Genomic DNA, 25633 nt, shown 5'->3' on the forward strand with positions numbered 1-25633 from the left:
GCCGTTGAATCATGGCGCTGTCATCGGCGGCGCCTTGCTTTGCAGTGCCATTGAGTCGGCATTGGAGCGCGACACCGTTTCCGGCACCGCCACCCAAAGCAGCCCCAGCGCCGCCATCGCGACGCCCGCCAACGTCAGGAACGCAGCGCTGTATCCCGCCTCCTGAACCACAATCCCCGCCAGGCTGTTACTCAACGCCGCGCCCAGACCAAACACCGTCGAAATCGCCCCCAAGCTGACATTGAAATGCCCGGTGCCCAGCGTCAGGTCTTTCACCACCACCGGAAACAGCGCCCCGAAAATCCCGGCGCCAATGCCATCGAGCAACTGCACCGAAACCAGCCACCACGGATCGTTCGACAGCACGTACAACACGCCACGCAACGGCAGGATAAGGAAGCCCGCCAGCAGCAACGGCTTGCGTCCCCACAAATCGGCTTTCGCCCCCACCAGCAGCGCGATCGGTACCATCACCAGTTGCGCCGCGACGATGCAGGCGGACGTGAGCGGCGTGGCCAGCTGCAGGTTGGCCTGTGCCAGTTTCTGACTCACCAGCGGCAGCATCGCCGCGTTCGCCAGATGAAACAGCGCACAGCAAATCGCGAACATCAACAACGGTCGGTTGGTGAGCAGTACGGAAAAACCCGAAGGCTGCTTGCCCTGCCCCGTTTCGCTTGGCGAAAGACCTCGGGCGAGGTCGTGATCAATGGCGTCTGCCGAAACGAACGAAACGGCAATCACACTGGCCAGCGCCATGACCGCCATCAGATAAAACACCGCGACCGGACCGAACAGGTAAGCGGACAAACCGGCCAACAACGCGGCGCAGGCGTTGCCGGCATGGTTGAAGGTTTCGTTGCGCCCGGTCCTTCGCGTAAACGCTCGAGGCCCCGTGATCCCGAGGGTGATCGCACAAATCGCCGGCGCGAAGATCGAAGCGGCAGCGGCGCTGATCGCCTGCGTCAGCGCCACCAGACTGAACGACGTCACGAACGGCAGCAGCAGACAGCTACCGGTGACCACCAGCGCGGCAATCGCGATCAGCGCCCGTTTGAAGCGTGTGCTGTCGACCAGCGCGCCTGCCGGGGTCTGGGTGATGAGCGCGGCGATCCCGGCAATGGTCATGACCAGACCAATGCTTGCCGGCTCCCAGTGGTGGACCGCCAGCAGGTAAATCGCCAGATAGGGACCGAGGCCGTCACGCACATCGGCGAGGAAAAAATTCAGGCTGTCGAGGGACAGGTTATTACGGCGATCGAGATGAGTGGCCACGGGTGTCGTCTTCGTTGTCGAGGTTCTGCGAAATGACTCAACCTCCGCAAACCGAATGACCTTTTGCCAAGCGTTTTAGTTGCATGAAACAGCGGTCGCTACTGCCCCATCAACAACTCGCGCTCGCCTTCGCACAACTCCACCACATAATCCCAAACCACCCGCAACCGCACTGACTTGTGCAACTCGCGCCGGGTACTGATCCAGTAACTGCGCTCGATGCTCTCATCCGGCAACAGCGCCACCAGATCCGGATCCGACGCGGCCATGTAGCAAGGAAGCACCGCAATTCCCAATCCCGAGCGTGCCGCCTGCTGCTGGGCAATCACGCTGGTGCTGTGAAACACCACCCGTGGATTGCGGCAGAAGCTGTTGAGGAACATCAGCTCCTGACTGAACAGCAGATCATCGACATAGCCGATCCACGCGTGCCGTCCAAGATCCTCTCGACTGCGCAGCGGCGGCGCGTTGTCGAGATAGGCGCGGCTGGCATAGAGCGCGAGTCGGTAATCGGTGAGTTTGCGGGTGACCAGCATGTCTGCCGCCGGCCGTTCCAGGTGAATGCTGATTTCCGCCTCGCGGTTGAGGATGCTGACGAAGCGCGGCACCGCCACCAGTTCCACTTCCAGCCCCGGATAGCGATCAAACAACCCGATCATGCGACTGGCCAGAAACACAATGCCCAAGCCTTCGGTTACACCGACGCGGATCTTGCCCAGCGGCGCCGTGGACTGGGTGATCTCCTCCTGGGCCAGCAGCGCGACGTTTTCCATGGCTTCGGCATGTTTGAGCAGCGCCTCCCCCGCCGGGGTCATTTCGTAGCCTTGGGCATGCTGGACGAACAGCGCGGTGCCGAGGCTTTTTTCGATGGCCTCGATATGCCGGGCGACGGTGGCGTGCGTGGTGTTCAGGCGGCGGGCGGCAGTCAGCAAACGGCCGCTGCGCTGCAACTCGAGAAAGAACCGCAGGTCGTTCCAGTCGAACATGGCTTGTCCTTGTCGGCTATCGTCAGGGAGCGCTGTTTGAAAACGCACAGCGGCTGCGCAAAAACTAACATTCTTTTGACGAAAGCTAACAACTAGGATGACCGACAACAAAAACAAAAAGCGAGGTCAGGGAATGCAGACTTCCCTCGATGAATTCGATTACATCGTGGTCGGCGCCGGGCCGGCCGGGTGTTTGCTGGCCAATCGTCTGTCGGCGGATCCGCAGCAGCGCGTGCTGTTGCTGGAGGCTGGCGGGCGCGACAACTATCCGTGGATTCACATCCCCGTGGGTTACCTGTTCTGCATCGGCAACCCGCGCACCGACTGGTGCTTCAAGACCGAAGAACAACCGGGCCTCAACGGCCGTGCGCTGAGTTATCCGCGCGGCAAGGTGCTGGGCGGCTGTTCGTCGATCAACGGCATGATCTACATGCGTGGCCAGGCCAACGACTACGACGGGTGGGCTGCCGAGGGCAATCCGGGCTGGGCCTGGAACGATGTGCTGCCGCTGTTCAAACAGAGCGAAAACCACTTTGCCGGCGCGGCGGACTTTCATGGCGACAAGGGTGAGTGGCGAGTCGAACGCCAGCGCCTGTCGTGGCCGATTCTCGACGCCTTTCGCAGCGCTGCCGAGCAAAGCGGCATCGCCAGCATCGATGACTTCAACCAGGGCGACAACGAGGGTTGCGGCTACTTTCAGGTCAACCAGAAGGCCGGGGTGCGCTGGAATGCGGCGAAGGCGTTTCTGAAGCCGATTCGCGATCGAGCCAATCTCACGGTGCTGACCGAAGTCGAAGTGGATCGCGTTCTGTTCGAAAACGGCCGCGCCTCGAAAGTCAGTGCTCGCTGGCAGGGTCAACAAAAGAGTTTCAAGGCGCGCAAGGAGATTGTGTTGTGCGCTGGTTCCGTGGGCTCGCCGAGCATTCTGCAACGCTCCGGGATCGGGCCGCGTCCGCTGCTGGAAAAGCTCGGCATCGGCGTCGTACATGAACTGCCGGGCGTCGGCGGCAATCTGCAGGATCACCTGCAACTGCGGCTGATCTACAAACTGGAAAACGCTCGCACCCTCAACCAGATAGCTGGCAGCGTGTGGGGCAAGATGGGCATGGGCCTGCGCTATCTGTATGACCGCAGCGGGCCGTTGTCGATGGCGCCGAGTCAACTGGGCGCGTTTGCCCGATCCGGTCCGGAACAGACCTCGGCCAACCTCGAATACCACGTGCAGCCGCTGTCGCTGGAGCGTTTTGGCGAGCCGCTGCACAGCTTTCCCGCGTTCACCGCATCCGTGTGTGATTTGCGCCCGCAGAGCCGGGGCCGGGTCGAGATCCGCTCCGCCGATCCGCAAACCGCGCCGCTGATCCAGCCCAATTACCTCAGCCATCCCGAAGACCTGCGCGTGGCCGCCGACGCGATTCGCCTGACCCGGCGCATCGTCAGCGCCCCGGCCCTGCAAGCCTTCAACCCGGTGGAATACCTGCCCGGTGCCAGCCTGCAAACCGAAGAGCAATTGCACGAAGCCGCTGCGAAGATCGGCACGACGATTTTCCATCCGGTCGGCACTTGCCGCATGGGCAACGACGCGGACGCGGTGGTCGATGCGCAGTTGCGCGTGCATGGCGTGCCGGGGCTGCGAATTGCCGATGCGTCGATCATGCCGCGCATTACCTCGGGCAACACCTGTTCGCCTACGCTGATGATTGCTGAAAAAGCGGCACAGCTGATTCTCAACGCTTCACAAGCAACACCTGTGGGAGCGGCGGTGCGACGATTCGACTTGCCCGCGAAAGCGGCGGATCATTCAGCAGTGAGTTGAATGGCACACCGCCCTCGGGAGCAAGCTCCCTTCCACAAATGACCCGCATCAGATTCACGGACATCGCGCATCACCCGGACACGCAACACCAGTGGAAACAACAAAAACAATCACTGTGAGGGATACCGATATGTCAGAACACGTTCAGCCTCTGGACGCCGTGCGCAGCACGGACGCCAGCCCCGATACCCGAAAGGTCATCTTCGCCTCGTCCCTGGGGACGGTGTTCGAGTGGTATGACTTCTTTCTCTACGGCGCTCTGGCGGCGGTCATCAGCAAGCAGTTCTTCGCCGGGGTCAACGACACCACCGCGTTCATCTTCGCGCTGATGGCGTTCGCCGCAGGCTTCATCGTGCGGCCGTTCGGGGCACTGGTGTTCGGTCGGTTGGGGGACATGATCGGGCGCAAATACACCTTCCTCGCGACGATCATTCTGATGGGTGTGGCGACGTTCGCGGTGGGCCTGCTACCGACTTACGCCAGCATCGGCATCGCCGCGCCGATCATTCTGGTGGTGCTGCGCATGCTGCAGGGCCTGGCCCTCGGCGGCGAATACGGCGGCGCTGCGACTTACGTGGCAGAGCACGCGCCGATCGGCAAGCGCGGTTTCCACACCAGCTGGATTCAGTCCACCGCAACTCTCGGCTTGCTGCTGTCGCTGCTGGTGGTGCTCGGTTGCCGCTACTTCACTGGCGATCAGTTCGAAGTCTGGGGCTGGCGTATCCCGTTCCTGCTGTCGATCGTGCTGCTGGGCATTTCCACCTGGATTCGCCTGAGCCTGCACGAGTCGCCGGCCTATCTGAAAATGAAAGAGCAAGGCAAGGCCAGCAAGGCGCCGATCCGCGAATCCTTCGGCAAATGGGAAAACCTCAAGGTGGTGCTGATCGCCCTGTTCAGCATCAACGCGGGGCAAGCAGTGACCTTCTATGCCGCGCAGTTCTACGTGCTGTTCTTCCTCACCCAGTTCCTGAAAATGGACCCGGCGGTGGCCAACAGCCTGCTGATCATCAGCGTGGTGATCGGCGCGCCGTTCTTCATCATTTTCGGCTGGCTGTCGGACAAGGTCGGGCGCAAACCGGTGCTGATGCTCGGCCTGCTGCTGGCCACGGCGCTGTACTTCCCGATCTTCAAATCCCTGGCTCACTACGCCAATCCGGCCATCGACCGCGCCAGCCAACAGGCGCCGATCACCGTAGTGGCCGACCCGGCCACCTGCACCTTCCAGTTCGATCCGGTGGGCAAGGCCAAATTCGACAGCCCGTGCGACAAGGTCAAGACCTTCCTGGTCAAGCAGGGCCTGCCCTACTCCAGCGTCGCCGCCCCGGCGGGCAGCACGGTGCAAGTGAGCGTCGGCGATGTGAAACTCGACGGTTTTGACGAGGCGGCACTGCGCGGCGCCATCACCCTCGCCGGCTACCCGCAACAGGCTGACATGCAGCAGATCAACAAACCGATGATCGTGGCCCTGATCGTCGGCCTGATCATTATCTCCGCCATGTGCTACGGCCCGCTCGCGGCGCTGATGGTCGAACTGTTCCCGACCCGCATCCGCTACACCTCGATGTCCCTGCCGTATCACATCGGCAACGGCTGGTTCGGCGGATTCCTGCCGACCGTATCGTTCGCGCTGGTGGTGTACACCGGGGATATCTTCTATGGGCTGTGGTACCCGGTGCTGATTACCGGGGTGAGCCTGGTGGTGGGGATGATCTGTCTGCGTGAGACGAAGAATATCGATCTGGACAAGAACTGATTGATAGACGGGTGGCGGGGGCGCAATGCCCTCGCCACCCTGCGGATTTTCAGACCTCCGCCTCCAGCAATTCAAACTTCACCTGATCGGGATAAAACGCCACGTAGTCCTTGATCTGGCTGACCGAAATCTTCGGATGTTCGTAAGTCCACACCGCGTTCGCCCCCTCATGCCCGGGCACTTGCAGACTGAAATAGTTGGCATCGCCCTTGTACGGGCAGTAGGTGGTGTGGTCGGTGCGGGCGAAGTATTTTTCGTCGATGTCTTCACGCGGGATGTAGTAGACCGGCGGGTAATTGGCTTCGAGCAGCACCAGCGCGCGGGCCGACGCGGCGACCTGGATGCCGTGGAATTTCACAAGGAGGCAGCCTGGCTGCTCGGCAATGGTGATGACGGGACTGGGACCGGAGGTTTTCATCGGGTGCTCCTGACAACGGCTGAGAGACCGGTTCAGGTATAACCCATGCAGCGCGATCCTGTCGGGCTCGCAGCCGAACGGTTTTTTCGCTCACAAAAAACCGCAGCCGGTGAGGGCTGCGGTTTTCCGTTTTCAGATCAGGCGACGATATCGGTCGCCACGGCTTGCCCCACCACACCCACGGCGAAGTCCACCGAACCCTGGCCCGTGAGGTCGATCATCAGGCTGGTCTGGTTGGTCTGTCCGAAGTAGGTGAGGATCGCATCGCCCGCGTGCCCGGTGAAGCCGCTGACGAAGTTCAGCGTGGCTGCGCCGGTGGCGAACCCGGCGATGCCCGACAGGTCGATCTTGTCCAGGCCGCTGGTGAAATCCATGATCCAGTCCGGCGCGGTCATGGTCGAATCACTGGCTGCGCCGAACACGAAGGTGTCCACGCCTTCCCCGCCCCACAGCGTATCACCGCCGCCACCGCCGTAGATGATGTCATTGCCGGCACCGCCGATCAGTTCGTTGGCCGCGCTGTTGCCGATCAACAAGTCATTACCGGAACCGCCAATGGCATTTTCCACGGTCACGCCATAGGCGATGGACACGTTGCCCACCAGGCCGCCAACGTCGGAGAACGACCCTTCGTTGAGGTTGATCTTCTGGTGCTGGCTGAAGCCGGAGAAATCCAGGGTGTCGTTACCGCCGCCGTCCCACACCGAGAACACCAGTTTGGAGGCGTTGGAAGTCGCGCTGTAGAAGTCGCGATCAGCGTTGGAGTTGAAGCCGTAAACAGTGTCACCGGCACGGGTTTCGAGGTTCGCACCGTAGAGTTTCTGCACGGCGACGATATCGTCCATCAGCGGTGCCGAGGCGTAGGCGCCGCTGCCGTCCTTGCTGAAGTTCTGGTCGGTGTTGGCTTCGCTCCAGTAGCTCATCAGGCTGTAGCCACGGGTGTCTTCGGCGTATTTGGCGTCGCCGTAGGTCGGGTTGCCGTTACCGGCGTTGTACGCGCCGGGGTGCGACAGGCCGAGGGTGTGGCCGATTTCGTGGGTCAGGGTCTGACGCCCGTAGTTGTTGGTGTCCGGGGTCTTGTTGACCTGGTATTGATCGTTGATCAGGTACCACGACTGGCCGTCATAGCTGCTGCCCTGCGGCAGGTAGGCGAACGCCGCGCCGCCGGTGCTGACGTCGTAGTTGCCGAAGCTCATGTGACCGTCGCCGCCCTTGCCTTCGGTGAAGGTCACGTTGGCCACGTCCGACCACGATTGCATCGCCAGCACGGCCTGGGCCTTCTGCTGAGCGCTGAACTCGCTGAAGTTGCCGAGTTTCGGGTTGTAGTTCGACGGTTTGTCGGTCAGGAACGTGTAGGTCAGATCAATCTTGCCGTCGGCATTCTTGTCCTGCCACGACATGCCTTTGCGCAGGATCTCGGCGGCGGCCTGATCGGCGGTGAACGACGGTTTGCCGTTGACGGTGCCCGTGCCCCGGTCATACAGGTGGCTGAAAGTGTCGACCGCAGTGAAGGCGCTGCTGGCCTGGGAGTAAGGTTGAGACATGGTGTACGTCCTTGTTTCTGAAGAGTCAGTGTCAGACAGAAAAGCGGCGATCTTCTGGCGAGATCGTCCTGTCACTCGCCCTTTTAAGGCGATTCGAACCTGACACAGTGCCGGGCATGAGCGCCATTCAATTTCTCGATAGCGTCCCGGATTGCCCCGACGCGCGCTGTCATGACCGGCAATCCTTTTATCTGTATATCCATACAGATAAAAGTTGCCCGAACGCACGAGTCAGGCCATCCTGTGTGCCTCTTCGGGCAATGAGCGACGACGGTGGTTATGCGGCTGTACCTCTGTGAAAAACCTTCCCAGGCCAAGGATATTGCGGCCGTGCTCGGCGCAAAGCGTCGCGGCGATGGCTGCTGGCTGGGAACGGACGTCACGGTGACCTGGTGCATCGGGCACCTGCTGGAGACCGCGCCACCGGACGCCTACGACGCCAAATACAAGCGCTGGGTCCTGGCGGACCTGCCGATCATCCCCGACAAGTGGAAGATGACCGTCAAGCCGCGTACCGCCAGCCAGTACAAGGCGGTCAAGCGCCTGCTCGGCGAAGCCAGCGAACTGATCATCGCCACCGACGCCGACCGTGAGGGCGAAATGATCGCCCGGGAACTGGTGGAGCATTGCCGCTATCGCGGGCCGATCCGCCGCTTGTGGCTGTCGGCGCTGGACGAAGCCTCGATTCGCAAGGCGTTGGCAGCGCTCAAACCGGGCGCTGAAACCTTCAGCCTGTATCACTCGGCGCTGGGTCGCTCGCGGGCGGACTGGTTGATCGGGATGAACATGAGCCGCCTGTTCACCCTGCTCGGCCGGCAATCCGGCTATCAAGGCGTGTTGCCTGTAGGCCGGGTGCAGACGCCGACCTTGCGACTGGTGGTGGATCGCGACCGCAGCATCGCCGATTTCGTGCCGGTCGCGTACTGGGCCATCGACGTACAACTGCTGCACCACGGCACGCCGTTCATGGCGCAATGGCGTGCACCGAATGAGGCCTGCGACGATCAGGATCGCTGCCTCAATCAGGCCCTCGCCCAGCAAGCGGCCGCTGCAATCAGCAACGCTGCCAGCGCCCGGGTGGTTAAGCTGCGCACCGAGCGCATGCGCGAAGTGGCGCCCCTGCCTTTCGATCTGGGTACCTTGCAGGAGGTCTGCTCGAAGAAGCTCGGCCTCGGCGCCCAGGAAACCCTCGACATCGCCCAGGCCCTCTACGAAACCTACAAAGTCATCACCTACCCACGCAGCGATTGCGGTTACCTGCCCGTCAGCCAGCACGGCGAGGCGCCGGGGATTCTTGCGGCGCTGCGCCAGGCCGATCCGAGTCTGGAAGCCTTGCGCGAGCATCTGGAGCCGCAGCGCCGCTCCCGCGCCTGGAACGACGCCAAGGTCAGCGCCCACCACGGCATCATCCCGACCGCTGCCGCGAAAAATCTCGAGCGCCTGACCGGCAAGCACCGTGCGGTCTACACCTTGATTCGCGCGCGGTATCTGGCGCAGTTCCTGCCCAATCACGAATACGACCGCACTCAGGCCGATTTCGAATGCGCCGGGGAAGCCTTGCGCGCGGTCGGCAAGCAGATCATCGAGCCAGGCTGGAAGCGCGCTTTACCCGAAGCGCTGGCCCCGGCCAAGGGCCGTGAAGCCCCCGCGCCACAGACTTTGCCGCCCCTGACTCAGGGTGCCGAGTGCGCCGTGGCGGACGTCAAGCTCAAGGACCTGTGGACGCAGCCGCCCAAGCCCTACACCGAAGGCGATCTGATCAAGGCGATGAAAAACGTCGCCAAACTGGTGGAAGATCCGCTGCTCAAGCAAAAACTCAAGGACACCACCGGCATCGGCACCGAAGCGACCCGCGCCTCGATCATTCAAGGGTTGCTGGATCGCGGTTATCTGGTGAAAAACGGCAAAGCGCTGTCCGCCACACCCGCCGCGTTCAGCCTGATCGACGCGGTGCCGCGCGCAATTGCCGATCCCGGCACCACCGCGATCTGGGAACAGGCGCTGGACATGGTGCAGAGTGGCGAGATGAGTCTGGAAGAATTCGTCACCAAACAGGCAGCGTGGATGAGCAAGCAAGTGACCCGTTGTGCCGGGCTGAGCCTGACCATCAGCGGCCTGCCGCCTGCCGGCAAGGCCGCTGCGCCGTGGAAAAACAAACGCAAGACCACCCGACGCAAAACCACCGGAACCAGCAAACGCTCGGCGAAACCGGCAGCCAGATAGCCCGCTGCGCGCTACTGTTTCTGCAGTGATGGTCAGGAGGCAGTGGTATGTCGGTCATCGAACTGCGCGCCGCCCGGCGCGACGAACTGGACACCCTCGAAAACCTGATGCAGTTCTACACCTACGACTTCAGCGAGTGGCTGCCGCTGAAGCTCGGCGACCATGGTTTCTTTCCGATCCAGTTGAAAGGCGATTACTGGCGCCAGCCGGCGACCCGGCCGTTCTTGATCCATGTGGACGGCGAACTGGCGGGGTTCGTGACCGTGGATGACCACATCCTCATCGAAGGCGCCGACTACAACATCGGCTACTTCTTCGTCAGCCGGCGCTGGCGTGGCCAAGGCGTCGCGCAGTTTGTCGCCTCTGCCCTCTTGAGCCACTTGCCCGGTCGATGGCAGATTTTCCATGTCGACGCCAACCGGCCTGCACAGCGGTTCTGGGCCCGGCTCATCCCCGAGCTGAGTAGCGGCGACTTTACCCGCCAGACGAAAACCGTAGACGGCTATCCCTGCACGCTCTACTGCCTGCGCAGCCCTTCTCCCGCTGCCTGAAAGGCGCTTTTTTCATTCCAGAATGACTTTGTCCGACAATATGTAGTGAGCAAAAATAATCACTACAAAACCGTTGACGGCGTCGTTTGGCTTTTGCATGATGCAGACGTCTCCCCGATCGGGAGCACTGGCAACACGCTTGAGCAAGCTCGTCTGACCGCCGAGCTGTTTTTTCCGGATACACGCTGCCCACAAGGCAGATTGAAGAAGCTGACCTGGCCTGAACGTCCAGTACAAGGACGAGAAGCGCTGGCGAAAATTCTCAAGACGCTTGTGGTCGACCCTGAAAACGTCGTCAAGGAGCCTCCCGGTTTTCGCTGCTTCTCCTCGTTGTGACGCTATTGCGTAGCAGTTATTCAACACGACTACATGCAACAGACGCATGACCCCGTACTTCACACGGGCGACCGCTGACGTCCTGGTTTCGGTGCCAGGGATCAACTAACCGATGGGCTACCTGTATTAGCGAATCAACTTTGAAAGATCACCAAACTGGTCAAGGGGCAATAACATGAATCTGAACAATCAACCTACTATCGAAGAACTGGCTCGTATGTTCGCTGCGCAAAAAGACAGCCACGACAGCCATATTCTGTGGATCAGCAAGTCGGGTCAGGTCCATATTGACTGCCTGTCGCCCCATGCTGGTGAAGAAGAGTTCGACCGGAACAACCAGAACCTGCTGGCCCGCCTGAAGATGTACCGCCGCGGCCATGGCTATGTCGGCAAGAAAGCCGCGGCCGACAAGGACTTCATCGGTAATGTTCTGCAGACGCTGAAACAGGCGTGGGAATCAATGCAGAACAAGAACGAAGTTAGGGTGATTGATCGGTTCTGCTAAGTTAAAACTTCAATAAACAAAAGGGCCTGCTTCCGAATAGGAGCAGGCCCTTTTTTACTGCTCGCAAACAATGCTCATGAACGGGGTTCCAGCACCATCTCCATGAACGCCACCGATGCCGCACTGTGATAGTTGTTCTGGCGCCGCAACAACGCCGCTCCCCGCTGCGGCGCCTCGCTCTGGACATGCAACCGGCGCAATGCCCGGTCATCGGTCGCAATCGCCTCTGGCAACATGGTCGCAATCGGCGCATGCCGGATCACTTCCAGCAACGTGCTCACCGAATTCACCTCGATCTGCACCTTGGGCGTGATGCCGTGCTGACGGAAATACTCGTCAATCGATAACCGCGTGATGAAGTCCGGTGCCAACAGAGCGAAATCCAGTTGCGCAATGTCACCCGGCGTCAGCACCGAAGCGCTGTCATACAACGGATGCTCTCGCCCGACCATCACGCCCAACGTCTCGACAAACGCCGGGATGCATTCGATGTCAGGGTTGCGCACCGGCGTGAAAGCAATCGCGATATCCAGTGAGTCATCCGCCAGCCCGGCCTCGATGTCGTCCATCGACAACTCGAAAATCTCCAGGTGAATCCCCGGATACCGCGCCACGTAGTCGCGCACCAACGGCCCGACCAGATACGCCATGAATGTCGGCGTCATGGCCAGCCGCAGCGAGCCCCGGGAAAGATCCTTCACGTCATGCAACGCGCGTTTGCCCGCCTCCAGCTCCACCAGCACCCGTCGCGCGCATTCGATATAGGCCTGACCGGCGTCAGTGGGTTTGACCGAACGCGAGGTGCGATCAAACAGATCCACCCCGAGGCTTTCTTCCAGTTGGCGGATCTGTTGCGACAGGGTGGGCTGCGACACGTGCAGCGCTTCGGCTGCCCGAGTGAAACCGCCGTGATCGGCCACGGCCAGCAGGTATCGCAAATGTCGCAACAGCATGGGACGCTCCATCTATAGGCAGCACTTATGCTTTGCATTGTATATCGGTCTTGGACGCTATGGATCAATCGGCAGAAGATGAGCCCACACAGCAAGCCAACCCCGAAAGGAGAAGCAACATGCAATCCCAAGCCTACAACGACAGCCGCATCGCCCTGACCACCCGCACCCTGGATGCCAAGGCACAGAAGAACCTCTCGTGGCAGGATCTGGCCGACGGCACCGGCCTGAGCCTGGCCTATGTCACCGCCGCCCTCCTCGGCCAGCACCCGCTGCCAAAAAACGCTGCCGAAGTGGTTGGCGACAAGCTTGAGCTGAGCGCCGAAGACGTCGCCGCCCTGCAAATCATCCCGCTGCGCGGCAGCCTCGACGGTGTGCCGACCGACCCGACCATCTACCGTTTCCACGAGATGATCCAGATCTACGGCACCACCCTCAAAGCCCTGGTTCACGAGCAGTTCGGCGACGGCATCATCAGCGCGATCAACTTCAAGCTCGACATCAAGAAAGTCGAAGACCCTGAAGGCGGTTCCCGCGCCGTGGTCACCCTCGACGGCAAGTTCCTTCCGCTGCGTCCGTTCTGATTCCTCCGGGCCCGCCCATCGCGTGCGGGCCCATCCAAAACCTGAATTGCCAAGTCGTCACCACATCTGTCTGGAGGCTGCCCCATGCAAAAAATTCTGTTGACCCTGGCCCTGCTCGCCGGCCTTGCCGCCCAGGCTCAGGCTGATGAAGAGGCCTTCGCCTACCGCTACGGCATGTCTCTGGACATCGCTGAAGTCGTGAGCATCACCCCGGTCGCCGACATCTGCGGCGTGGTGCCGGTCGAGATGACGTACCTCGACAGCCACGGCGCAAAACACATTCTTCAATACAGCGAATTCGGCACCGGCTGTTCGAACTGAGAGGACTACACCATGAAAAACCTGATCGAAGGCTTCCTGAAGTTCCAGAACGAAGCGTTTCCACAACGCACCGAACTGTTCAAACACCTCGCGACTACCCAAACCCCGGGCACGCTTTTCATCACTTGCTCCGACAGCCGCGTCGTCCCGGAACTGCTGACCCAGCAAGAACCCGGCGAGCTGTTCGTGATCCGCAACGCCGGCAATATCGTGCCCTCCTACAGCCCGCATCCGGGCGGGGTTTCGGCGACAGTGGAATACGCGGTGGCTGTGCTCGGCGTGACCGACATCGTGATCTGCGGCCACTCCGATTGCGGGGCCATGACCGCCATCGCCCAGTGCAAATGCATGGATCATCTGCCCGCCGTCAGCGGCTGGCTGCAACACGCCGAGTCGGCGAAAGTGGTCAACGAATCACGGCCACACGCCAATGACGCGGCCAAGCTGAGTTCAATGGTGCGGGAAAACGTGATCGCCCAACTGGCGAACATCCAGACTCACCCAAGCGTGCGCCTGGCCCAGGAGAAAGGCCTGCTGAATCTGCATGGCTGGGTCTACGACATCGAGACCGGCTCCATCGATGCCTTGAGCGAAGACCGCCGCACCTTCGTCTCACTGGCCGAGCCCCCGTCGACGTGTGCGGTCTACGGTCAGGCAGTCGATGCTGCTTGAAAACACAACGCCGCGCCCCTCATTGCGACGGGCGCGGTGTTGTTCCGTTCAGCGTTTTACGCCCAGATCGATTTGCGTCATGCGGCTGCGTACGGTGAACACACCGTCGCCGGAGAGAATCGCGCTGCGGGCAAACAGACGACCGCTTTCCCAGTTCGAAAGGCCCAGTTCCGGCTTGTTCAGCGCGTATTGGCCATCGACCCATCGGGTGATCCCGTTACCCACGAACGGCGCGTTGACCGCGCTGTAGAAGCGCTCCTGAACCGCTGCATCTTCGCTGATCAACGACACCGTGAATTGCGGGCTGTAGCGATTGAACAGCGCGATGGCCTGATCCAGATCGTCGACGATCATCAGGCTGGTTTCCGGGGTTTCTTCCCATTCCCACTCGCGGCCCAATTGCGCTCGCGGCAGCGGTTCGGCCAGCGCTTCGGTCTGGTAACCCTCGGCGCGATAGACCTCGACCGTCGCGTTCTGCCAGTCGCTCGGCAGGTAGCTTTCGCTGCCTTCGACGATGTGCAGTTTGCAACCCTGACCACGCGCAGCACCGGCCTGCTGCAAGGCGTCGAGGAACAGCGGCACCAGTTCGGCAGCACGCTCGCGCTGGATCAGGCAGACGTTCAGCGTGTTGCAGACTTTGCGATCCAGCGAGTTGCGCACCACCGCGGCAAAGCGCCTGGCGTCGGCATCGCGATCGGCGATCAGCCACGCGCCACCAGTGCCGTGCAGGCTGACGGCGGTGCCGGCCTGCTGGGCGATGCTGCCCAGCTGACTGACCGCGCGGCCCGAACCACGTGCCACGGCCAGCGACAGACGCCGATCGGCGAACATCGCCCAACCGGCGGCGTGGTTGACGCTCTCCACCAGCGACACCGCACCCGCCGGCAGACCGGCATCGGCCAGCGCCGGATTCAAGGCATGGGTAACGATGGCTTGCGCGGTGCCCAATGCATCGCTGCCAATGCGCAGCACCGCCGTGTTGCCGGTGCGCAGTACGCCAGCGGCGTCGGCGAAGACGTTTGGCCGGCCCTCGAACACGAACGCGACGATGCCCAGCGGCGACACGACCTGCTCGACCTTCCAGCCGTCATGCTCGACGCTGCTGATGACTTTGCCGCGGGTGGCCGGCGCATCACGCCAGGCACGCAGGCCGGCGATCATGTCGCGGCGCATACGCTCGTCGGCGAGCAAACGGGTGGTGGAACGACCGCGAACCTTGGCCCGTTCGATGTCGGCGAGGTTGGCGGCTTCGATCAGTGCCCAGGCGTCCGGGTTTTCCAGGCGTTGGGCGAACAGATCGAAGAAGCGGCTGATGGCCTCATCCGACACCGAGGACAACGCGGTAAACGCCGCCGCTGCACGCTCGATCGCCACCGACGCGGCCTGCTGATCCACCACCGGAATCAGCAACAGCTCGCCGCTCACCTGCTCCACCAACAGGTGATCGCCGGGTCGGAAACGCTCGGCCAGTTCGGGGCTGACCACGGTGACGCGGTTACCGGCGAAAGGGATAGGCGTGCCAGCGACGAGACGTTCGAGCGCGAGAGACATGGAGCAGATTCACCATATTGAGGGCGGCCGGAAAATGTATAGGTTGGCCTCCCTCAAAGCAACACGGGCTCAGAACACCGACCAGCCAATCCGCGAACTGAGCATTTCCAGCGCCGCCATCCCCGCCAGCGAGTTGCCCGCCGTGTTCAGTTCCGGCGACCACACGCACACCGTGAACTGCCCCGGCACCACCGCGACGATGCCGCCACCGACGCCGCTCTTGCCCGGCAGACCAACGCGATAGGCAAAGTTACCGGCCTCGTCGTAGAGGCCGCTGGTGGCCATGATCGAGTTGACTTGCTGGGTCTGGCGCCGGCTCAGAATCTGCTCGCCGCTGTGTTTGCAGAAGCCGTCGTTGGCCAGGAAGCAGAACGCCCGAGCCAGGTCGATACAGCTCATGCGCAGCGCGCAATGGCTGAAGTAGCTGCGCAGCACCGCCTCAACGTCGTTGTGGAAATTGCCGAAGGATTGCATCAGATACGCCATCGCCGCGTTGCGCGCGCGGTGCTGGTACTCGGAGTCGGCGACCTTGCCGTCGACCATCACCTGTGGGTTGCCCGACAGCCGCCGGACGAAGTCGCGCATCGACAAGGCCGGTGCGGCAAAGCGCGACTGATTGATGTCGCAGATCACCAGTGCCCCGGCATTGATGAACGGATTACGCGGACGGCCGCGTTCGAACTCCAGTTGCACCAGCGAGTTGAACGGCTGGCCGGACGGCTCGTGGCCCAGGCGTTCCCAGATTGCCTCGCCGGAATGTTCGATGGCCTGCACCAGGCTGAACACCTTGGAAATACTCTGCACCGAGAACGGCGTCTCGGCGTCGCCGGCGCAATACATCTCGCCGTCGTTGCCATACACGGCGATGCCCAGTTGATTGGCCGGCACGGTGCCGAGGGCGGGAATGTAGTCAGCCACCTTGCCCTGCCCGATCAGGGGCCGGACAGCGTCAAGGATCTCGTTCAACAGCGCTTGCATGCCGGGTCTCGAAGTCTCGCCCCATGGGATTGCGGGGACACCGTGGCTAGACGCTGCGGGGCTGAGGCAAATCACACATTCGGAATAATTGGAGATCCATTGTGGGAGCGAGCTTGCTCGCGATAAGGCCAGGACAGCCAGCATCCTCGGCGCCTGAGCCACCGCCATCGCGAGCAAGCTCGCTCCCACAATTTTTGAGCAGTCTGTGTATCGCAGTGTGTACGGCTCGATGCCCGACACATCCCGCGCACAAATCCGGCCCTTCGCGACACATCAGCGATACAGCCCGGCGTTCAAATGAACCTGTCGATCGGCAACACCGATCAAGCCTTTGAACTCACACCTCGCATCGGAGATTCACCATGACCAAACTTTCGAAAACTTCCCTCACGCTGGGCCTGCTGCTTGCCGGTGGCCTGGCCCTGTCCAACGCCGCTTCGGCTTCCGAAGCCTTCAGCGTCAAGCAACTGGATCACGGCTACAGCCAGACCCAGGCCAAGGCCGACTCGGCGGAAAAAACCTCGGAAGGCAAATGCGGCGAAGGCAAGTGCGGCGCCGGCGAATAACCCTTTGCACGGGGTACGTCGGTGCCCCGTTTCCCTTTGAATGAATGGAGCCTTGCCATGACCACAGCTCTCTCGTCGGCCGTCAAAGGCCTGCATTTGAACCTCGACCGCGCCGGCCAGTGGCTCGCACCGCTGACCTTGCGCCTGTTCGTCGCCTGGGAATTCTTCGAATCGGGGCTGGAGAAATTCAACGGCCAGAACTGGTTCGAAGACATTCAGGAGCGTTTCCCGTTTCCCTTCGATCACTTGCCGGCGACGCTGAACTGGGAGCTGTCGATGTGGGCCGAGCTGATCTGCGCCTTGGCGATCCTGATCGGATTCGGCACGCGGATTTCGGCGATTTCGCTGATGGTCGTGACCGTCGTCGCCACCGCAGCCGTGCACTGGCCGGCGGACTGGTCATCGTTGAGTGAACTGGCTCAGGGGTACGCGATCACCAACAAGGGCTTCGGCAACTTCAAGCTGCCGGCGATCTACCTCGCCGCATTAATGCCGCTGGTGTTTGCCGGGGCCGGCAAGTTGAGCGTGGATGCCTGGCTGGCGCGCTTGTTCTGGAAACGCGCCAGCCGCTGAGGATCAATGCGCCCGGTCCAGCCCGGCCAGCAGCGCGCTGTCCCGGCTGTAGATGTCCGGTGCGTAGAGCACGCGACCATGGTCGTCGGCCTGGGCCGTCCAGTAAGTCATGAGGATCGGCACCGGATTGCTCAGGCGGAATTCATGGGTGGTTCCGGTAGCGAGCAAGGTATCGGTGCGCGCCTTCTCCGCCGGGCTGAGCAGGAAGTCGCGCAGCTTCATCGGATGCTCGACCCGCACGCAGCCGGAACTGAACGCCCGTGGCCCCTTGTCGAACAGCGCCTTGCTCGGCGTGTCGTGCAGGTACACCGAAAACGGATTGGGGAAACGAATGACCATTTGCCCCAGCGGGTTGCGCGGCCCGGCGTCCTGACGCAGGAGGATGTTGCCGGGGTTGTCCCAGTCGATGTCGGCGGCGGCCAGCGGCTGGCCATTGGCGTCGAGCACTTGCAGATTCTGGCGGCTGAGGAAGGTCTGGTCCTTGCGGATTTCCGGCAGTTTGTCTTCCTTCCAGATGGTCGGCGGCACGGTCCAGGTCGGGTTCAGGGTCAGGCGCGTGACCCGGGATTTGAGCAGCGGGGTCTGGCGTTCGGCGCGCCCGACCTGGGTGCGGGTGTGCCACACCGGCAGGCCACTCTGATAAAGCGTCAGTTCGGCAGCGGCGACATTGACCAGCAAACCGTCCGGCTCCATGTCCTGGGCCATCCAGCGGAAACGTTCAAGGTTGACCCGCAACTGTTCGCGACGGGTCAGCGGACTGATGTTGAGCTCGGCAATCGTCCCCGGCCCGACCACCCCGTCGGCCTGCAACGAATGGTTGGCCTGAAAGCTCTTCACCGCCTCGACCAATACGCCGTGATAAGCGTTGTCCGGCGTGCCGACCAGGCTGCTCAGGTAGCCTTCGCTGTACAGCCGCCGAGCCAGTTCCGGTACGCGTTTGTCTTCCATGTCCGGACGCAGCAACGGGCCGTTGCCCACCGATGTCCATTGGGGCAAGGCTTTCAGGCGTTGAGCGGCGTAGAGATGACGCAGGTTCTGGTACTGCGCCAGTTGCGGGCGTGCCAGATCGAAGGCGGCCGCAACGTTGCGCACGCCCGGAACGGCGATGGCAAGCAATTCGGCCTGACGGTCGCGTGGCGTTTCGTCGGAATGCCACAGCGGTTCGAAGTGCGATTGCAACAGGAGACCATAATGCAGATCCTGCAGGGCTTGCAGGTAGTAACGGCTGATCTGGATGTCGGCGCACAGTTCGCCGTCCTGCGGGGCGGTGAGCGCCACCGGATAGCGTTTCGGGTTCAGGCCATCGTCGGCCAACAGCTGCAATTGCGCATGCAAGGCCGGCAATTGCCCGCCATCGGCCCACACCGGCAGCCAGTCCTGCTGCTGGTAGAACGCGCGCAATTGATTCAGCGCCGGACCATTGAGGCTGGTGCCGATCGTCGGGCACGCCTGCGGCAGGCTGATCAGCGCAGCCTGCAACGGGCTCTGCGGCTCGACAGGCATTTGCGTCGGTACGGGCGGTAGCGTCGGGAGCCCCGGCAACGGCTCTTCGGCACAAGCGACAAACGGCGCAGCGAGCAAACAAATGCTCAAGTAGCATGCGTACTTTTTGAACAACTGCTTTACTCCAATCCATGGCCGTCCTGATTGACGGTCAACCTTACCTCAGGTGCGGTGAACAGTCAGGCCCGATTCGCGGGCTTGCCGGGAACGACTGGACGTCAGGAGCCTAAGTGCCAAACAAGTAGCAAGTGGAGACTCACGTTAAATGTTGACGTTTTTGCGCCGACTTCTGCTGACTGCCACCGCCATTGGCGTGCTGACCAGTCCAGCCTTTGCCGCCGGCACCTCTTCGCCGGTTCTGTACACCAGCCTCGCGCACGCCGCTCCGGAACTCAATCCCCAGGCGCTCAAAGGTGCCTTGAACGCCATGCAATGTGCGATCAACAACGGCGCGAAGCAGTCCCGTCACCTGGCGATCATCGACTATTCGCAGCCGTCCACCGAGCGCCGGTTGTGGATCTTCGACCTGACCCGGAAAAAACTGGTGCTGCGTGATCTGGTCGCCCACGGCTCGAATTCCGGGGAAAACTTTGCCACCCGGTTTTCCAACCGTGAAGGCAGCTTTCAGTCCAGCCTCGGCCTGTTCCGTACCCAGGAAAGTTACCAGGGCACTCACGGTTACTCGCTGCGCATGGACGGTCTGGAGCCGGGCATCAACGACATGGCCCGCGACCGCGCCATCGTGATCCACGCCGCCGACTATGTGAACCCGTTCTGGAGCAAACGCACCGGTCGTCTGGGCCGCAGTCAGGGTTGTCCGGCCGTGCGACCGCAAGTCGCCAAACGGGTGATCGACAGTCTGAAGAATGGCCAATTCATGTTCTCCTGGTACCCGGATCAGCAGTGGCTGAAATCCTCGCCGTATCTCAACTGCCAGCCGCAACAGATCGCGAGCATTCTCAGCACCCACGCCAGCTGAATACTCTGTGGGAGTGCGCTGGCTCCCACAGGTTCGTTTTATTACAGATTTGTCATCGAGTTGTCGGTTTGCCGAGCGGATCGCCCGGTAGCTTGAAGTTGTCCCGGCCAGAACGCCGATCAACTTCAACGACTCGAGTGACCCATCATGAAAACCCTGATCCTCGCCTTCACCGCCCTCCTCGCCACCGGCTCCGTGTTCGCCGCGCCTGCACCGGACGCCGCCGTCATTCATGACAAAACCGGTTTCTTCGTGCACCTGGATGTCGACAAAGTCATCTCCAGCACCGATATTTCCCAGGCTTGCGGCGTGATCCCCGCGCAACTCAAATACCTCGACCATCAGGGCCGTGAACATGTGCTGGACTATCAAGTGCAGGGCAGCGGCTGCACCAACGACCATTGAGGCACAGTGCCCATGAATATCCTTGTTGTCGAAGACGAACCCAAGGCCGGCAATTACTTGCTCAACGGCCTGCAGGAACTGGGCTACAGCGTGAGCCTGGCCCGGGACGGCGCCGACGGTCTGCACCTGGCGCTGGAGTTCGACTTCGACGTGATCGTGCTGGACGTGATGATGCCGAAAATGGATGGCTGGGAAGTCCTGCGCCGGCTGCGCAAGGAAGCCGACACGCCGGTGCTGTTCCTGACCGCCCGCGACGACATCGCCGACCGGGTCAAAGGCCTGGAACTGGGCGCTGACGATTACCTGATCAAGCCGTTTTCCTTCGCCGAACTGGTGGCGCGCCTGCGCACCCTGACCCGACGCGGGCCGATCCATGAAGAAGAGCATTTGCAGGTGGCCGATCTGCAGATCGACGTACTCAAACGCCGAGTCAGCCGCGCCGGCAACCGGATCACCCTGACCAACAAGGAATTCGCCTTGCTGCAACTGTTCGCCACCCACACCGGGCAAGTGCTGTCGCGTTCGCTGATTGCCTCGCGGGTGTGGGACATGAATTTCGACAGCGACACCAATGTGGTCGATGTCGCCGTGCGCCGCCTGCGGGCGAAGATCGACGATCCGTTCCCGCTCAAGCTGATCCACAGCGTGCGCGGCATCGGCTACCGCTTCGATACCCAGCCATGAAAATCGCCGGCACGTATTCGCTGACGTTACGCCTGGCACTGGTCTTCGCGGTGCTCGCCTTCGCCGCGCTGGCGGGCCTCGGCGCGGCGCTGTACAACCAGCTCGAAGAGCAACTGACTCGCCGCGACGACATCCAGTTGGTCAGTCGCATCGATCAGTTACGCACCATCCTCAACGACAGCAACACGCTCGAGCTCATCAAGACCAAACCGGCGCTGTTCCAGAACATGCTGGGCAACCGCGAAGCGCTGCTGACCATCGGTGCACCGGGGCAACCGCCCCTGTTCGTGGTCAACCCCGGCGACCTGACACTGCCAAGCGTGCCCGCCGTACCGATCGACCATGTCATGGCGCTCAACGACGTGCAGCATCTGCCAAGCATCAACGGCGTGCCGTTCTCGGCAGTGGCGGCCAGTATCGACTCCGGCGACCAGGGCAATCTGCAGGTGCTCATCGCCAAAGTGATGAGCGAACGTACGGCGATGCTCGCCAATTACCGGCTCAGCGTGTACGGCCTCGCCTCACTGGCGGCGATTGCGCTGGCGCTGGTCGGTTGCCTGCTGGTGTATCGCGGCTTGCTGCCGTTGCGGCGGATTGCCCGGCATGCCCATGGGATCGGCATCGCCAACCTCGGCGAACGCCTCGACCGCCAAGGCACGCCCCGGGAATTGCAGCCAATGATCGAGTCTTTCAATGCGATGCTGGACCGGCTCGACCGAGGGGTTGCGCAACTCAGTCAGGTTTCCACCGACATGGCCCACGAACTGCGCACGCCGATCAACAACCTGCTCGGAGAAACCCAGGTCGCCCTGCAACAGAACCGCAGCGTGGACGCCTATCAGCAGTTGCTCGCCTCCAACGTCGAGGAACTCGAACGGCTGGCGCGGATGCTCGACAACATGCTGTTTCTCGCCCGCACCGACCCGGCCAGCGCGCTGAGCCAGCGTCAGGAGCTGGACGCCTGCGACGAGATGCAGCGCATCGCCGATTACTTCGAAGGCCTGGCCGCCGATGTCGGTGTCACCATCGAGGCCCGTGGCAGCGGCGTGATCTGGGCCGAGCCGATGCTGCTGCGTCGAGCCCTGGCCAATCTGTGCGCCAACGCGATCAAGTACGGCGCGGCGGACTCGACGTTGCAAGTCGAAGCCATCGCCGAAGCGGACGGCAGCTATCTGCGAGTGCGCAATCAGGGCGCGACCATTGCTCCCGAACACCTGTCGCGACTGTTCGAACGCTTCTACCGCGTCGATCCGTCCCGCGAACGCTCGGCCCAATCCAACGGACTGGGCCTGTCGATCGTGGCGACCATCATGCAGTTGCATCAGGGCCGCTACAGCGTCAGCAGCGCTGATGGCGTCACCTGCTTTGAACTGTTCTTTCCGGCACGGGAGACGCGAGACGCAAGTGTGTGAAGGCGCCAAGGACAAGCGCCGCGAACATCAACGCCGTGGCCACACCGAAGGTCATGTGCAAGCCGCCCGCGATGACCGCGGCCGGCGCCTGGGTCGGATCATCCGTGGCCAGGGCGAACACCGCGCCCATCGCTGCCGCCCCGGTGATCAAGCCCAGATTGCGCGACAGTCCGAGCATGGCCGAGACCACGCCGCGCTGATCCTGAGCAACCCCGGACATCAACCCGGTGTTGTTGGCGGCCTGGAACAGCGCATAACTCAACGCCACCACCGTGATCGGCAGCACATAGGCAAACACCCCGAAACTCATCGGCAACAGCGCCAACAGACCACATCCGCAGGCCAGTCCGAGCAACGCACCCGGCACCATCCGCCGCGCCCCGAAACGATCCACCAGCCGCCCCGCCGGTACGCCGCTGAACGCCGCCAGCAACGGCCCGATCGACAACACCAGACCGACCTGAGTGCTGGAAAGACCCAGCCCTCGGCTCAGGTAAAACGGCCCGACCACCAGCGTGGTCATCATCACTGTCGTGACCAGCAACGTCAGCGCCAGACTGCTGCTGATTCGCGTGTCGGTGAACAATGACAGGTGAATCAGCGGCGCCTTGCTCCGCTTCTCGACCAGGATGAACAACCCCACGCCCAACAGACTGAGCAACAGCAACGTCGGGGTGAGGCCTTCAATCGTCATCGCCAGTGCATAGGCCGCCAGCGTCAGCATCAGTACGGCGGTGCCGGGATAATCAAATGCAACTCCCGAGCGAACGATCCGGTCCTTCGGCAAATAGCGATACACCAACCATGCGTTGAGCAAGCCCAGCGGTACGTTGATCACGAAGATCGACTGCCAGCCGACATGCGCCATCAACAGCCCACCGAGCGACGGTCCGAGGGTGGTGCCGGTGGCGGACATCGTGGCCAGCAACCCCATCGCACTGCCGGCCCGGGACTTGGGCACCGCATCGGCCACCAGCGCCACCGTCAGCGCGAACATGATCGCTGCGCCAAGGCCTTGCATCGCCCGCGCACCGATCAGCCATGCGAGGCTCGGCGCCAGCGCGCAGGCCAGCGAGGCGGCGGTAAAGATGCCGATACCGATCAACAGCAAGCGTCGCCGCCCGAAGCCGTCCCCCAGTCGCCCGACGCTGACAATCAACGTGGTGACCGCCAGCAGATAGGCCAGCACGATCCATTGCACTTGCTGAAAGGACGCATCGAACGCTGCCGCCAGCGTGGGCAGTCCGGCGTTGGCGATGCTGGTGTCGAGTGACGGCATCAACATCGACAGCGCCAGACTGGTCAGCGCCCAGCGGGCTGAGGGGTTCAGGGGTTCTCGGTGCATGGGAGGCTCACAGGGCAGAAGTCATGCGGCATAGCCTGAGCCTCGACAATACAAGGCGCAAGACGCATGCTTTGCACTTGATACCTGCATGGAACGCCATGTCATGAATGCACCGGATCTGAACCTGTTGATCACCCTCGACGTGTTGCTGAGCGAAGGCAGCGTCGCCCGCGCCGCCGAGCGCCTGCGTTTGAGCCCGTCAGCCATGAGCCGCGCGCTGGCCCGGCTGCGCGAAACTACCGGAGATCCGCTGCTGGTGCGCGCCGGCCGAGGACTGGTGCCGACCCCACGCGCGCAGGAGCTGCGCGACCGGGTCAGTTATCTGGTGCAGGAGGCCGAAGCGGTTTTGCGGCCGGCAGAAGTGCTCGATCTCGGTCAATTGCGGCGCACGTTCACCCTGCGCAACACCGACGGTTTTGTCGAAACCTTTGCCGCCGCCCTGCTCGCCCGCATCGCCGAAGAGGCACCCAACGTGCGTCTGCGCTTTGTGCAAAAGGCCGACAAGGACAGCACGCTGTTGCGCGCAGGCCGGGTGGACGTGGAAACCGGTGTGGTCGACGACAGCACCGACCCGACGCTGCACAGCCGGATCCTGTTCCGCGATCAGTGGATCGGTGTGGTGCGTGAGGGGCATCCGTTGAGCATCGGCAAGGTCAGCGTCAAACGCTTTGCCGCAGGCCAGCACATTCTGGTGTCGCGACGCGGGCGCAGCGGCGGCCCGGTGGACGAAGCATTGCTCGCTTTCGGCCTGACGCGGGATATCGTCACCTCGTTCGGCGGGTTTTCAGCGGCGCTGACGCTGGTCCGTGAATCAGACCTGATCGCCACCGTCCCGGAACGTCACACCAGCAAACTGCGAACGGGCCTGCACAGTTTCGCCCTGCCATTCCGGATGCCGGACATCAGCGTGTCGATGCTCTGGCATCCGCGCATGGACGCCGACCCGGCGCACCGCTGGCTGCGCAATTGTGTGCGCGAAGTCTGCGCCTAACGCGCATCCCCGCCAGTGGGTTTATAAAACAGGAATTTCCTGGTCTCGGCGGTCCTGATGTATTCCTTGGCCCAGCCCGGATGAACGTTGCGATCGTGGAAATACAGCGCGCCGTGGGTGCGGTCGGTGAGCTGACGGTTCAGGGCCTTGCCGGCGATTTCCTTGGCCAGCGCATACTCGGCATCTTCCTTGACCTGATCCGGACGCCCGTCGCACCACCAGGAGAACTGGCAACTCTTGCTTTCCGAGCCCTGCTTGACCACCTCGCAGACCGTGCCTGGAAAGCCGTCATGCCCGAGGCGATTCATCACCACGCTCGCCACGCCTTCCATGTCGGCATTGTCCTTGCCCTTGGCTTCCCAATAGATGCTGCGTGCCAGACAGGTGATCGGGTCGTCCAGCGGTGCGGCTCCGGCGGGGTCGACCGCCTGAGCCTCGGTCGGGGTGATGGCTTCGGATTTGGGTGCCGGGGGCGCGTCGGGTTTGTCGGCGGCCTTCTCTTCCAGTACCTCGGCTTTCGCTTCGGCCTTTTCCTTGATCGGCGCCTGATCAGTGGCCAGTGCCGCGCCGCTCAGGAGGGTCAACGCAAGACAGCAAAGCAACCCGTTCAATCGCATGATCGATTCTTCCGAAAGCGCCCGTCGCGGGCAAACTGTTACGTGGTTGAGACGCCCGGTTTGCGGGGTCTTCGCAGAGTGTAGACGGCAAATTGCAC

The 25633-nt window shown here is 62.1% G+C and carries 26 protein-coding genes; 16 read left to right on the plus strand and 10 right to left on the minus strand.

Annotated features, from left to right (window positions below; translation table 11 throughout):
• Positions 1–9 precede the first annotated feature (9 nt).
• Together I5961_RS16600 and I5961_RS16605 are read right to left on the minus strand one after the other, a co-directional pair.
• On the minus strand, positions 10–1272 hold the full coding sequence (locus tag I5961_RS16600; RefSeq protein WP_227232868.1) for an MFS transporter: 1263 nt from the start codon (positions 1270–1272) through the stop codon (positions 10–12).
• 98 nt (positions 1273–1370) lie between these two features.
• Positions 1371–2258, minus strand: coding sequence for a LysR family transcriptional regulator (locus I5961_RS16605; RefSeq protein ID WP_085698212.1), 888 nt, complete (start codon positions 2256–2258; stop codon positions 1371–1373).
• 133 nt (positions 2259–2391) lie between these two features.
• Between I5961_RS16605 and I5961_RS16610 the strand changes: the two genes are divergently transcribed.
• Entirely contained in the window at positions 2392–4071 is a 1680-nt protein-coding gene (locus I5961_RS16610) for a GMC family oxidoreductase (protein WP_227232869.1), read from the plus strand.
• Positions 4072–4201: 130 nt separating this feature from the next.
• Positions 4202–5824, plus strand: coding sequence for an MFS transporter (locus tag I5961_RS16615; protein WP_085698211.1), 1623 nt, complete (start codon positions 4202–4204; stop codon positions 5822–5824).
• A gap of 49 nt (positions 5825–5873) precedes the next feature.
• On the opposite strand, the gene I5961_RS16620 is transcribed toward I5961_RS16615, so the two are convergent.
• Positions 5874–6242, minus strand: a complete 369-nt coding sequence (locus I5961_RS16620) for a DUF427 domain-containing protein (RefSeq protein ID WP_085602857.1) — start codon at positions 6240–6242, stop codon at positions 5874–5876.
• A 137-nt stretch (positions 6243–6379) separates the two neighbouring features.
• Entirely contained in the window at positions 6380–7786 is a 1407-nt protein-coding gene (locus I5961_RS16625; RefSeq protein ID WP_085703654.1) for a serralysin family metalloprotease, read from the minus strand.
• Positions 7787–8065: 279 nt separating this feature from the next.
• Here I5961_RS16625 and I5961_RS16630 point away from each other — a divergent pair, with 279 nt between their 5' ends.
• From I5961_RS16630 to I5961_RS16645, 4 genes are all read left to right on the plus strand, one after another.
• Positions 8066–10009 (plus strand): DNA topoisomerase III, encoded by a 1944-nt coding sequence (locus I5961_RS16630; RefSeq protein WP_227232870.1) that lies wholly within the window; start codon positions 8066–8068, stop codon positions 10007–10009.
• Between the two features lie 47 nt (positions 10010–10056).
• Positions 10057–10560 carry a GNAT family N-acetyltransferase gene (locus I5961_RS16635; RefSeq protein WP_227232871.1) on the plus strand — a complete coding sequence of 168 codons (504 nt, stop codon included), beginning with the start codon at positions 10057–10059 and terminating at the stop codon, positions 10558–10560.
• Between the two features lie 45 nt (positions 10561–10605).
• Positions 10606–10896: a hypothetical protein gene (locus tag I5961_RS16640; RefSeq protein WP_181457876.1), complete on the plus strand. Its 291-nt coding sequence runs from the start codon at positions 10606–10608 to the stop codon at positions 10894–10896.
• A gap of 175 nt (positions 10897–11071) precedes the next feature.
• Positions 11072–11401 carry a hypothetical protein gene (locus tag I5961_RS16645; RefSeq protein WP_085698207.1) on the plus strand — a complete coding sequence of 110 codons (330 nt, stop codon included), beginning with the start codon at positions 11072–11074 and terminating at the stop codon, positions 11399–11401.
• Positions 11402–11475: 74 nt separating this feature from the next.
• On the opposite strand, the gene cynR is transcribed toward I5961_RS16645, so the two are convergent.
• Positions 11476–12354 (minus strand): transcriptional regulator CynR, encoded by an 879-nt coding sequence (cynR, locus tag I5961_RS16650; protein ID WP_227232872.1) that lies wholly within the window; start codon positions 12352–12354, stop codon positions 11476–11478.
• 119 nt (positions 12355–12473) lie between these two features.
• On the opposite strand from cynR, the gene cynS reads away from it, so the two are divergent.
• From cynS to I5961_RS16665, 3 genes are all read left to right on the plus strand, one after another.
• A complete protein-coding gene (gene cynS / locus I5961_RS16655; protein WP_085698205.1) occupies positions 12474–12938 on the plus strand; it encodes a cyanase in 465 nt (154 codons plus the stop codon).
• Between the two features lie 84 nt (positions 12939–13022).
• Positions 13023–13259, plus strand: coding sequence for a DUF2790 domain-containing protein (locus I5961_RS16660; protein WP_227232873.1), 237 nt, complete (start codon positions 13023–13025; stop codon positions 13257–13259).
• A 12-nt stretch (positions 13260–13271) separates the two neighbouring features.
• Positions 13272–13931, plus strand: coding sequence for a carbonic anhydrase (locus I5961_RS16665; RefSeq protein WP_227232874.1), 660 nt, complete (start codon positions 13272–13274; stop codon positions 13929–13931).
• 48 nt (positions 13932–13979) lie between these two features.
• On the opposite strand, the gene I5961_RS16670 is transcribed toward I5961_RS16665, so the two are convergent.
• Both I5961_RS16670 and glsB read right to left on the minus strand, forming a co-directional pair.
• A complete protein-coding gene (locus I5961_RS16670) occupies positions 13980–15482 on the minus strand; it encodes an aldehyde dehydrogenase family protein (RefSeq protein WP_227232875.1) in 1503 nt (500 codons plus the stop codon).
• Positions 15483–15551: 69 nt separating this feature from the next.
• Complete coding sequence (glsB, locus tag I5961_RS16675) at positions 15552–16460, minus strand: glutaminase B (protein ID WP_064379522.1); 909 nt, start codon at positions 16458–16460, stop codon at positions 15552–15554.
• Positions 16461–16822: 362 nt separating this feature from the next.
• Here glsB and I5961_RS16680 point away from each other — a divergent pair, with 362 nt between their 5' ends.
• Together I5961_RS16680 and I5961_RS16685 are read left to right on the plus strand one after the other, a co-directional pair.
• Entirely contained in the window at positions 16823–17026 is a 204-nt protein-coding gene (locus tag I5961_RS16680; RefSeq protein ID WP_007950576.1) for a hypothetical protein, read from the plus strand.
• A 57-nt stretch (positions 17027–17083) separates the two neighbouring features.
• The gene (locus I5961_RS16685; RefSeq protein ID WP_227232876.1) at positions 17084–17599 is read left to right on the plus strand and encodes a DoxX family protein; all 516 of its coding nucleotides are present in this window, start codon (positions 17084–17086) and stop codon (positions 17597–17599) included.
• A gap of 3 nt (positions 17600–17602) precedes the next feature.
• On the opposite strand, the gene I5961_RS16690 is transcribed toward I5961_RS16685, so the two are convergent.
• Complete coding sequence (locus tag I5961_RS16690) at positions 17603–19216, minus strand: L,D-transpeptidase family protein (protein ID WP_227232877.1); 1614 nt, start codon at positions 19214–19216, stop codon at positions 17603–17605.
• Positions 19217–19367: 151 nt separating this feature from the next.
• On the opposite strand from I5961_RS16690, the gene I5961_RS16695 reads away from it, so the two are divergent.
• The 4 genes from I5961_RS16695 to I5961_RS16710 all read left to right on the plus strand — a co-directional run bounded on the left by I5961_RS16695 (position 19368) and on the right by I5961_RS16710 (position 22582).
• Entirely contained in the window at positions 19368–20081 is a 714-nt protein-coding gene (locus tag I5961_RS16695; protein ID WP_227232878.1) for a murein L,D-transpeptidase catalytic domain family protein, read from the plus strand.
• Positions 20082–20228: 147 nt separating this feature from the next.
• Positions 20229–20486, plus strand: coding sequence for a DUF2790 domain-containing protein (locus I5961_RS16700; protein ID WP_085698199.1), 258 nt, complete (start codon positions 20229–20231; stop codon positions 20484–20486).
• A gap of 12 nt (positions 20487–20498) precedes the next feature.
• Positions 20499–21170, plus strand: a complete 672-nt coding sequence (locus I5961_RS16705) for a heavy metal response regulator transcription factor (RefSeq protein ID WP_085698198.1) — start codon at positions 20499–20501, stop codon at positions 21168–21170.
• Entirely contained in the window at positions 21167–22582 is a 1416-nt protein-coding gene (locus I5961_RS16710; protein ID WP_227232879.1) for a heavy metal sensor histidine kinase, read from the plus strand. The genes I5961_RS16705 and I5961_RS16710 overlap by 4 nt, the downstream gene beginning before the upstream one ends.
• Here I5961_RS16710 and I5961_RS16715 read toward each other — a convergent pair.
• Positions 22527–23927: an MFS transporter gene (locus I5961_RS16715; RefSeq protein ID WP_227232880.1), complete on the minus strand. Its 1401-nt coding sequence runs from the start codon at positions 23925–23927 to the stop codon at positions 22527–22529. The genes I5961_RS16710 and I5961_RS16715 overlap by 56 nt on opposite strands.
• A 103-nt stretch (positions 23928–24030) precedes the next feature.
• Between I5961_RS16715 and I5961_RS16720 the strand changes: the two genes are divergently transcribed.
• On the plus strand, positions 24031–24918 hold the full coding sequence (locus I5961_RS16720) for a LysR family transcriptional regulator (RefSeq protein ID WP_227232881.1): 888 nt from the start codon (positions 24031–24033) through the stop codon (positions 24916–24918).
• Here the strand turns inward: I5961_RS16720 and I5961_RS16725 are convergent.
• Positions 24915–25535, minus strand: a complete 621-nt coding sequence (locus I5961_RS16725) for a cell wall hydrolase (RefSeq protein ID WP_085698194.1) — start codon at positions 25533–25535, stop codon at positions 24915–24917. The two genes, I5961_RS16720 and I5961_RS16725, sit on opposite strands and share 4 nt — an antisense overlap.
• Positions 25536–25633 lie beyond the last annotated feature (98 nt).

The sequence above is a fragment of the Pseudomonas sp. IAC-BECa141 genome (assembly GCF_020544405.1).
Taxonomy (GTDB): domain Bacteria; phylum Pseudomonadota; class Gammaproteobacteria; order Pseudomonadales; family Pseudomonadaceae; genus Aquipseudomonas.

What these genes read in the sequence shown, in the direction of transcription:
- I5961_RS16645 (WP_085698207.1), top strand. Translation starts at nt 11,072, where the DNA reads ATGAATCTGAACAATCAACCTACTATCGAAGAACTGGCTCGTATGTTC.
- I5961_RS16665 (WP_227232874.1), top strand. Translation starts at nt 13,272, where the DNA reads ATGAAAAACCTGATCGAAGGCTTCCTGAAGTTCCAGAACGAAGCGTTT.
- I5961_RS16625 (WP_085703654.1), bottom strand. Translation starts at nt 7,786, where the DNA reads ATGTCTCAACCTTACTCCCAGGCCAGCAGCGCCTTCACTGCGGTCGAC.
- I5961_RS16605 (WP_085698212.1), bottom strand. Translation starts at nt 2,258, where the DNA reads ATGTTCGACTGGAACGACCTGCGGTTCTTTCTCGAGTTGCAGCGCAGC.
- I5961_RS16700 (WP_085698199.1), top strand. Translation starts at nt 20,229, where the DNA reads ATGAAAACCCTGATCCTCGCCTTCACCGCCCTCCTCGCCACCGGCTCC.
- I5961_RS16660 (WP_227232873.1), top strand. Translation starts at nt 13,023, where the DNA reads ATGCAAAAAATTCTGTTGACCCTGGCCCTGCTCGCCGGCCTTGCCGCC.
- I5961_RS16620 (WP_085602857.1), bottom strand. Translation starts at nt 6,242, where the DNA reads ATGAAAACCTCCGGTCCCAGTCCCGTCATCACCATTGCCGAGCAGCCA.
- I5961_RS16705 (WP_085698198.1), top strand. Translation starts at nt 20,499, where the DNA reads ATGAATATCCTTGTTGTCGAAGACGAACCCAAGGCCGGCAATTACTTG.
- I5961_RS16695 (WP_227232878.1), top strand. Translation starts at nt 19,368, where the DNA reads ATGTTGACGTTTTTGCGCCGACTTCTGCTGACTGCCACCGCCATTGGC.
- I5961_RS16680 (WP_007950576.1), top strand. Translation starts at nt 16,823, where the DNA reads ATGACCAAACTTTCGAAAACTTCCCTCACGCTGGGCCTGCTGCTTGCC.
- I5961_RS16615 (WP_085698211.1), top strand. Translation starts at nt 4,202, where the DNA reads ATGTCAGAACACGTTCAGCCTCTGGACGCCGTGCGCAGCACGGACGCC.
- I5961_RS16685 (WP_227232876.1), top strand. Translation starts at nt 17,084, where the DNA reads ATGACCACAGCTCTCTCGTCGGCCGTCAAAGGCCTGCATTTGAACCTC.
- I5961_RS16635 (WP_227232871.1), top strand. Translation starts at nt 10,057, where the DNA reads ATGTCGGTCATCGAACTGCGCGCCGCCCGGCGCGACGAACTGGACACC.
- I5961_RS16670 (WP_227232875.1), bottom strand. Translation starts at nt 15,482, where the DNA reads ATGTCTCTCGCGCTCGAACGTCTCGTCGCTGGCACGCCTATCCCTTTC.
- I5961_RS16610 (WP_227232869.1), top strand. Translation starts at nt 2,392, where the DNA reads ATGCAGACTTCCCTCGATGAATTCGATTACATCGTGGTCGGCGCCGGG.
- cynS (WP_085698205.1), top strand. Translation starts at nt 12,474, where the DNA reads ATGCAATCCCAAGCCTACAACGACAGCCGCATCGCCCTGACCACCCGC.
- I5961_RS16715 (WP_227232880.1), bottom strand. Translation starts at nt 23,927, where the DNA reads ATGCACCGAGAACCCCTGAACCCCTCAGCCCGCTGGGCGCTGACCAGT.
- I5961_RS16710 (WP_227232879.1), top strand. Translation starts at nt 21,167, where the DNA reads ATGAAAATCGCCGGCACGTATTCGCTGACGTTACGCCTGGCACTGGTC.
- I5961_RS16720 (WP_227232881.1), top strand. Translation starts at nt 24,031, where the DNA reads ATGAATGCACCGGATCTGAACCTGTTGATCACCCTCGACGTGTTGCTG.
- glsB (WP_064379522.1), bottom strand. Translation starts at nt 16,460, where the DNA reads ATGCAAGCGCTGTTGAACGAGATCCTTGACGCTGTCCGGCCCCTGATC.
- cynR (WP_227232872.1), bottom strand. Translation starts at nt 12,354, where the DNA reads ATGCTGTTGCGACATTTGCGATACCTGCTGGCCGTGGCCGATCACGGC.
- I5961_RS16630 (WP_227232870.1), top strand. Translation starts at nt 8,066, where the DNA reads ATGCGGCTGTACCTCTGTGAAAAACCTTCCCAGGCCAAGGATATTGCG.
- I5961_RS16725 (WP_085698194.1), bottom strand. Translation starts at nt 25,535, where the DNA reads ATGCGATTGAACGGGTTGCTTTGCTGTCTTGCGTTGACCCTCCTGAGC.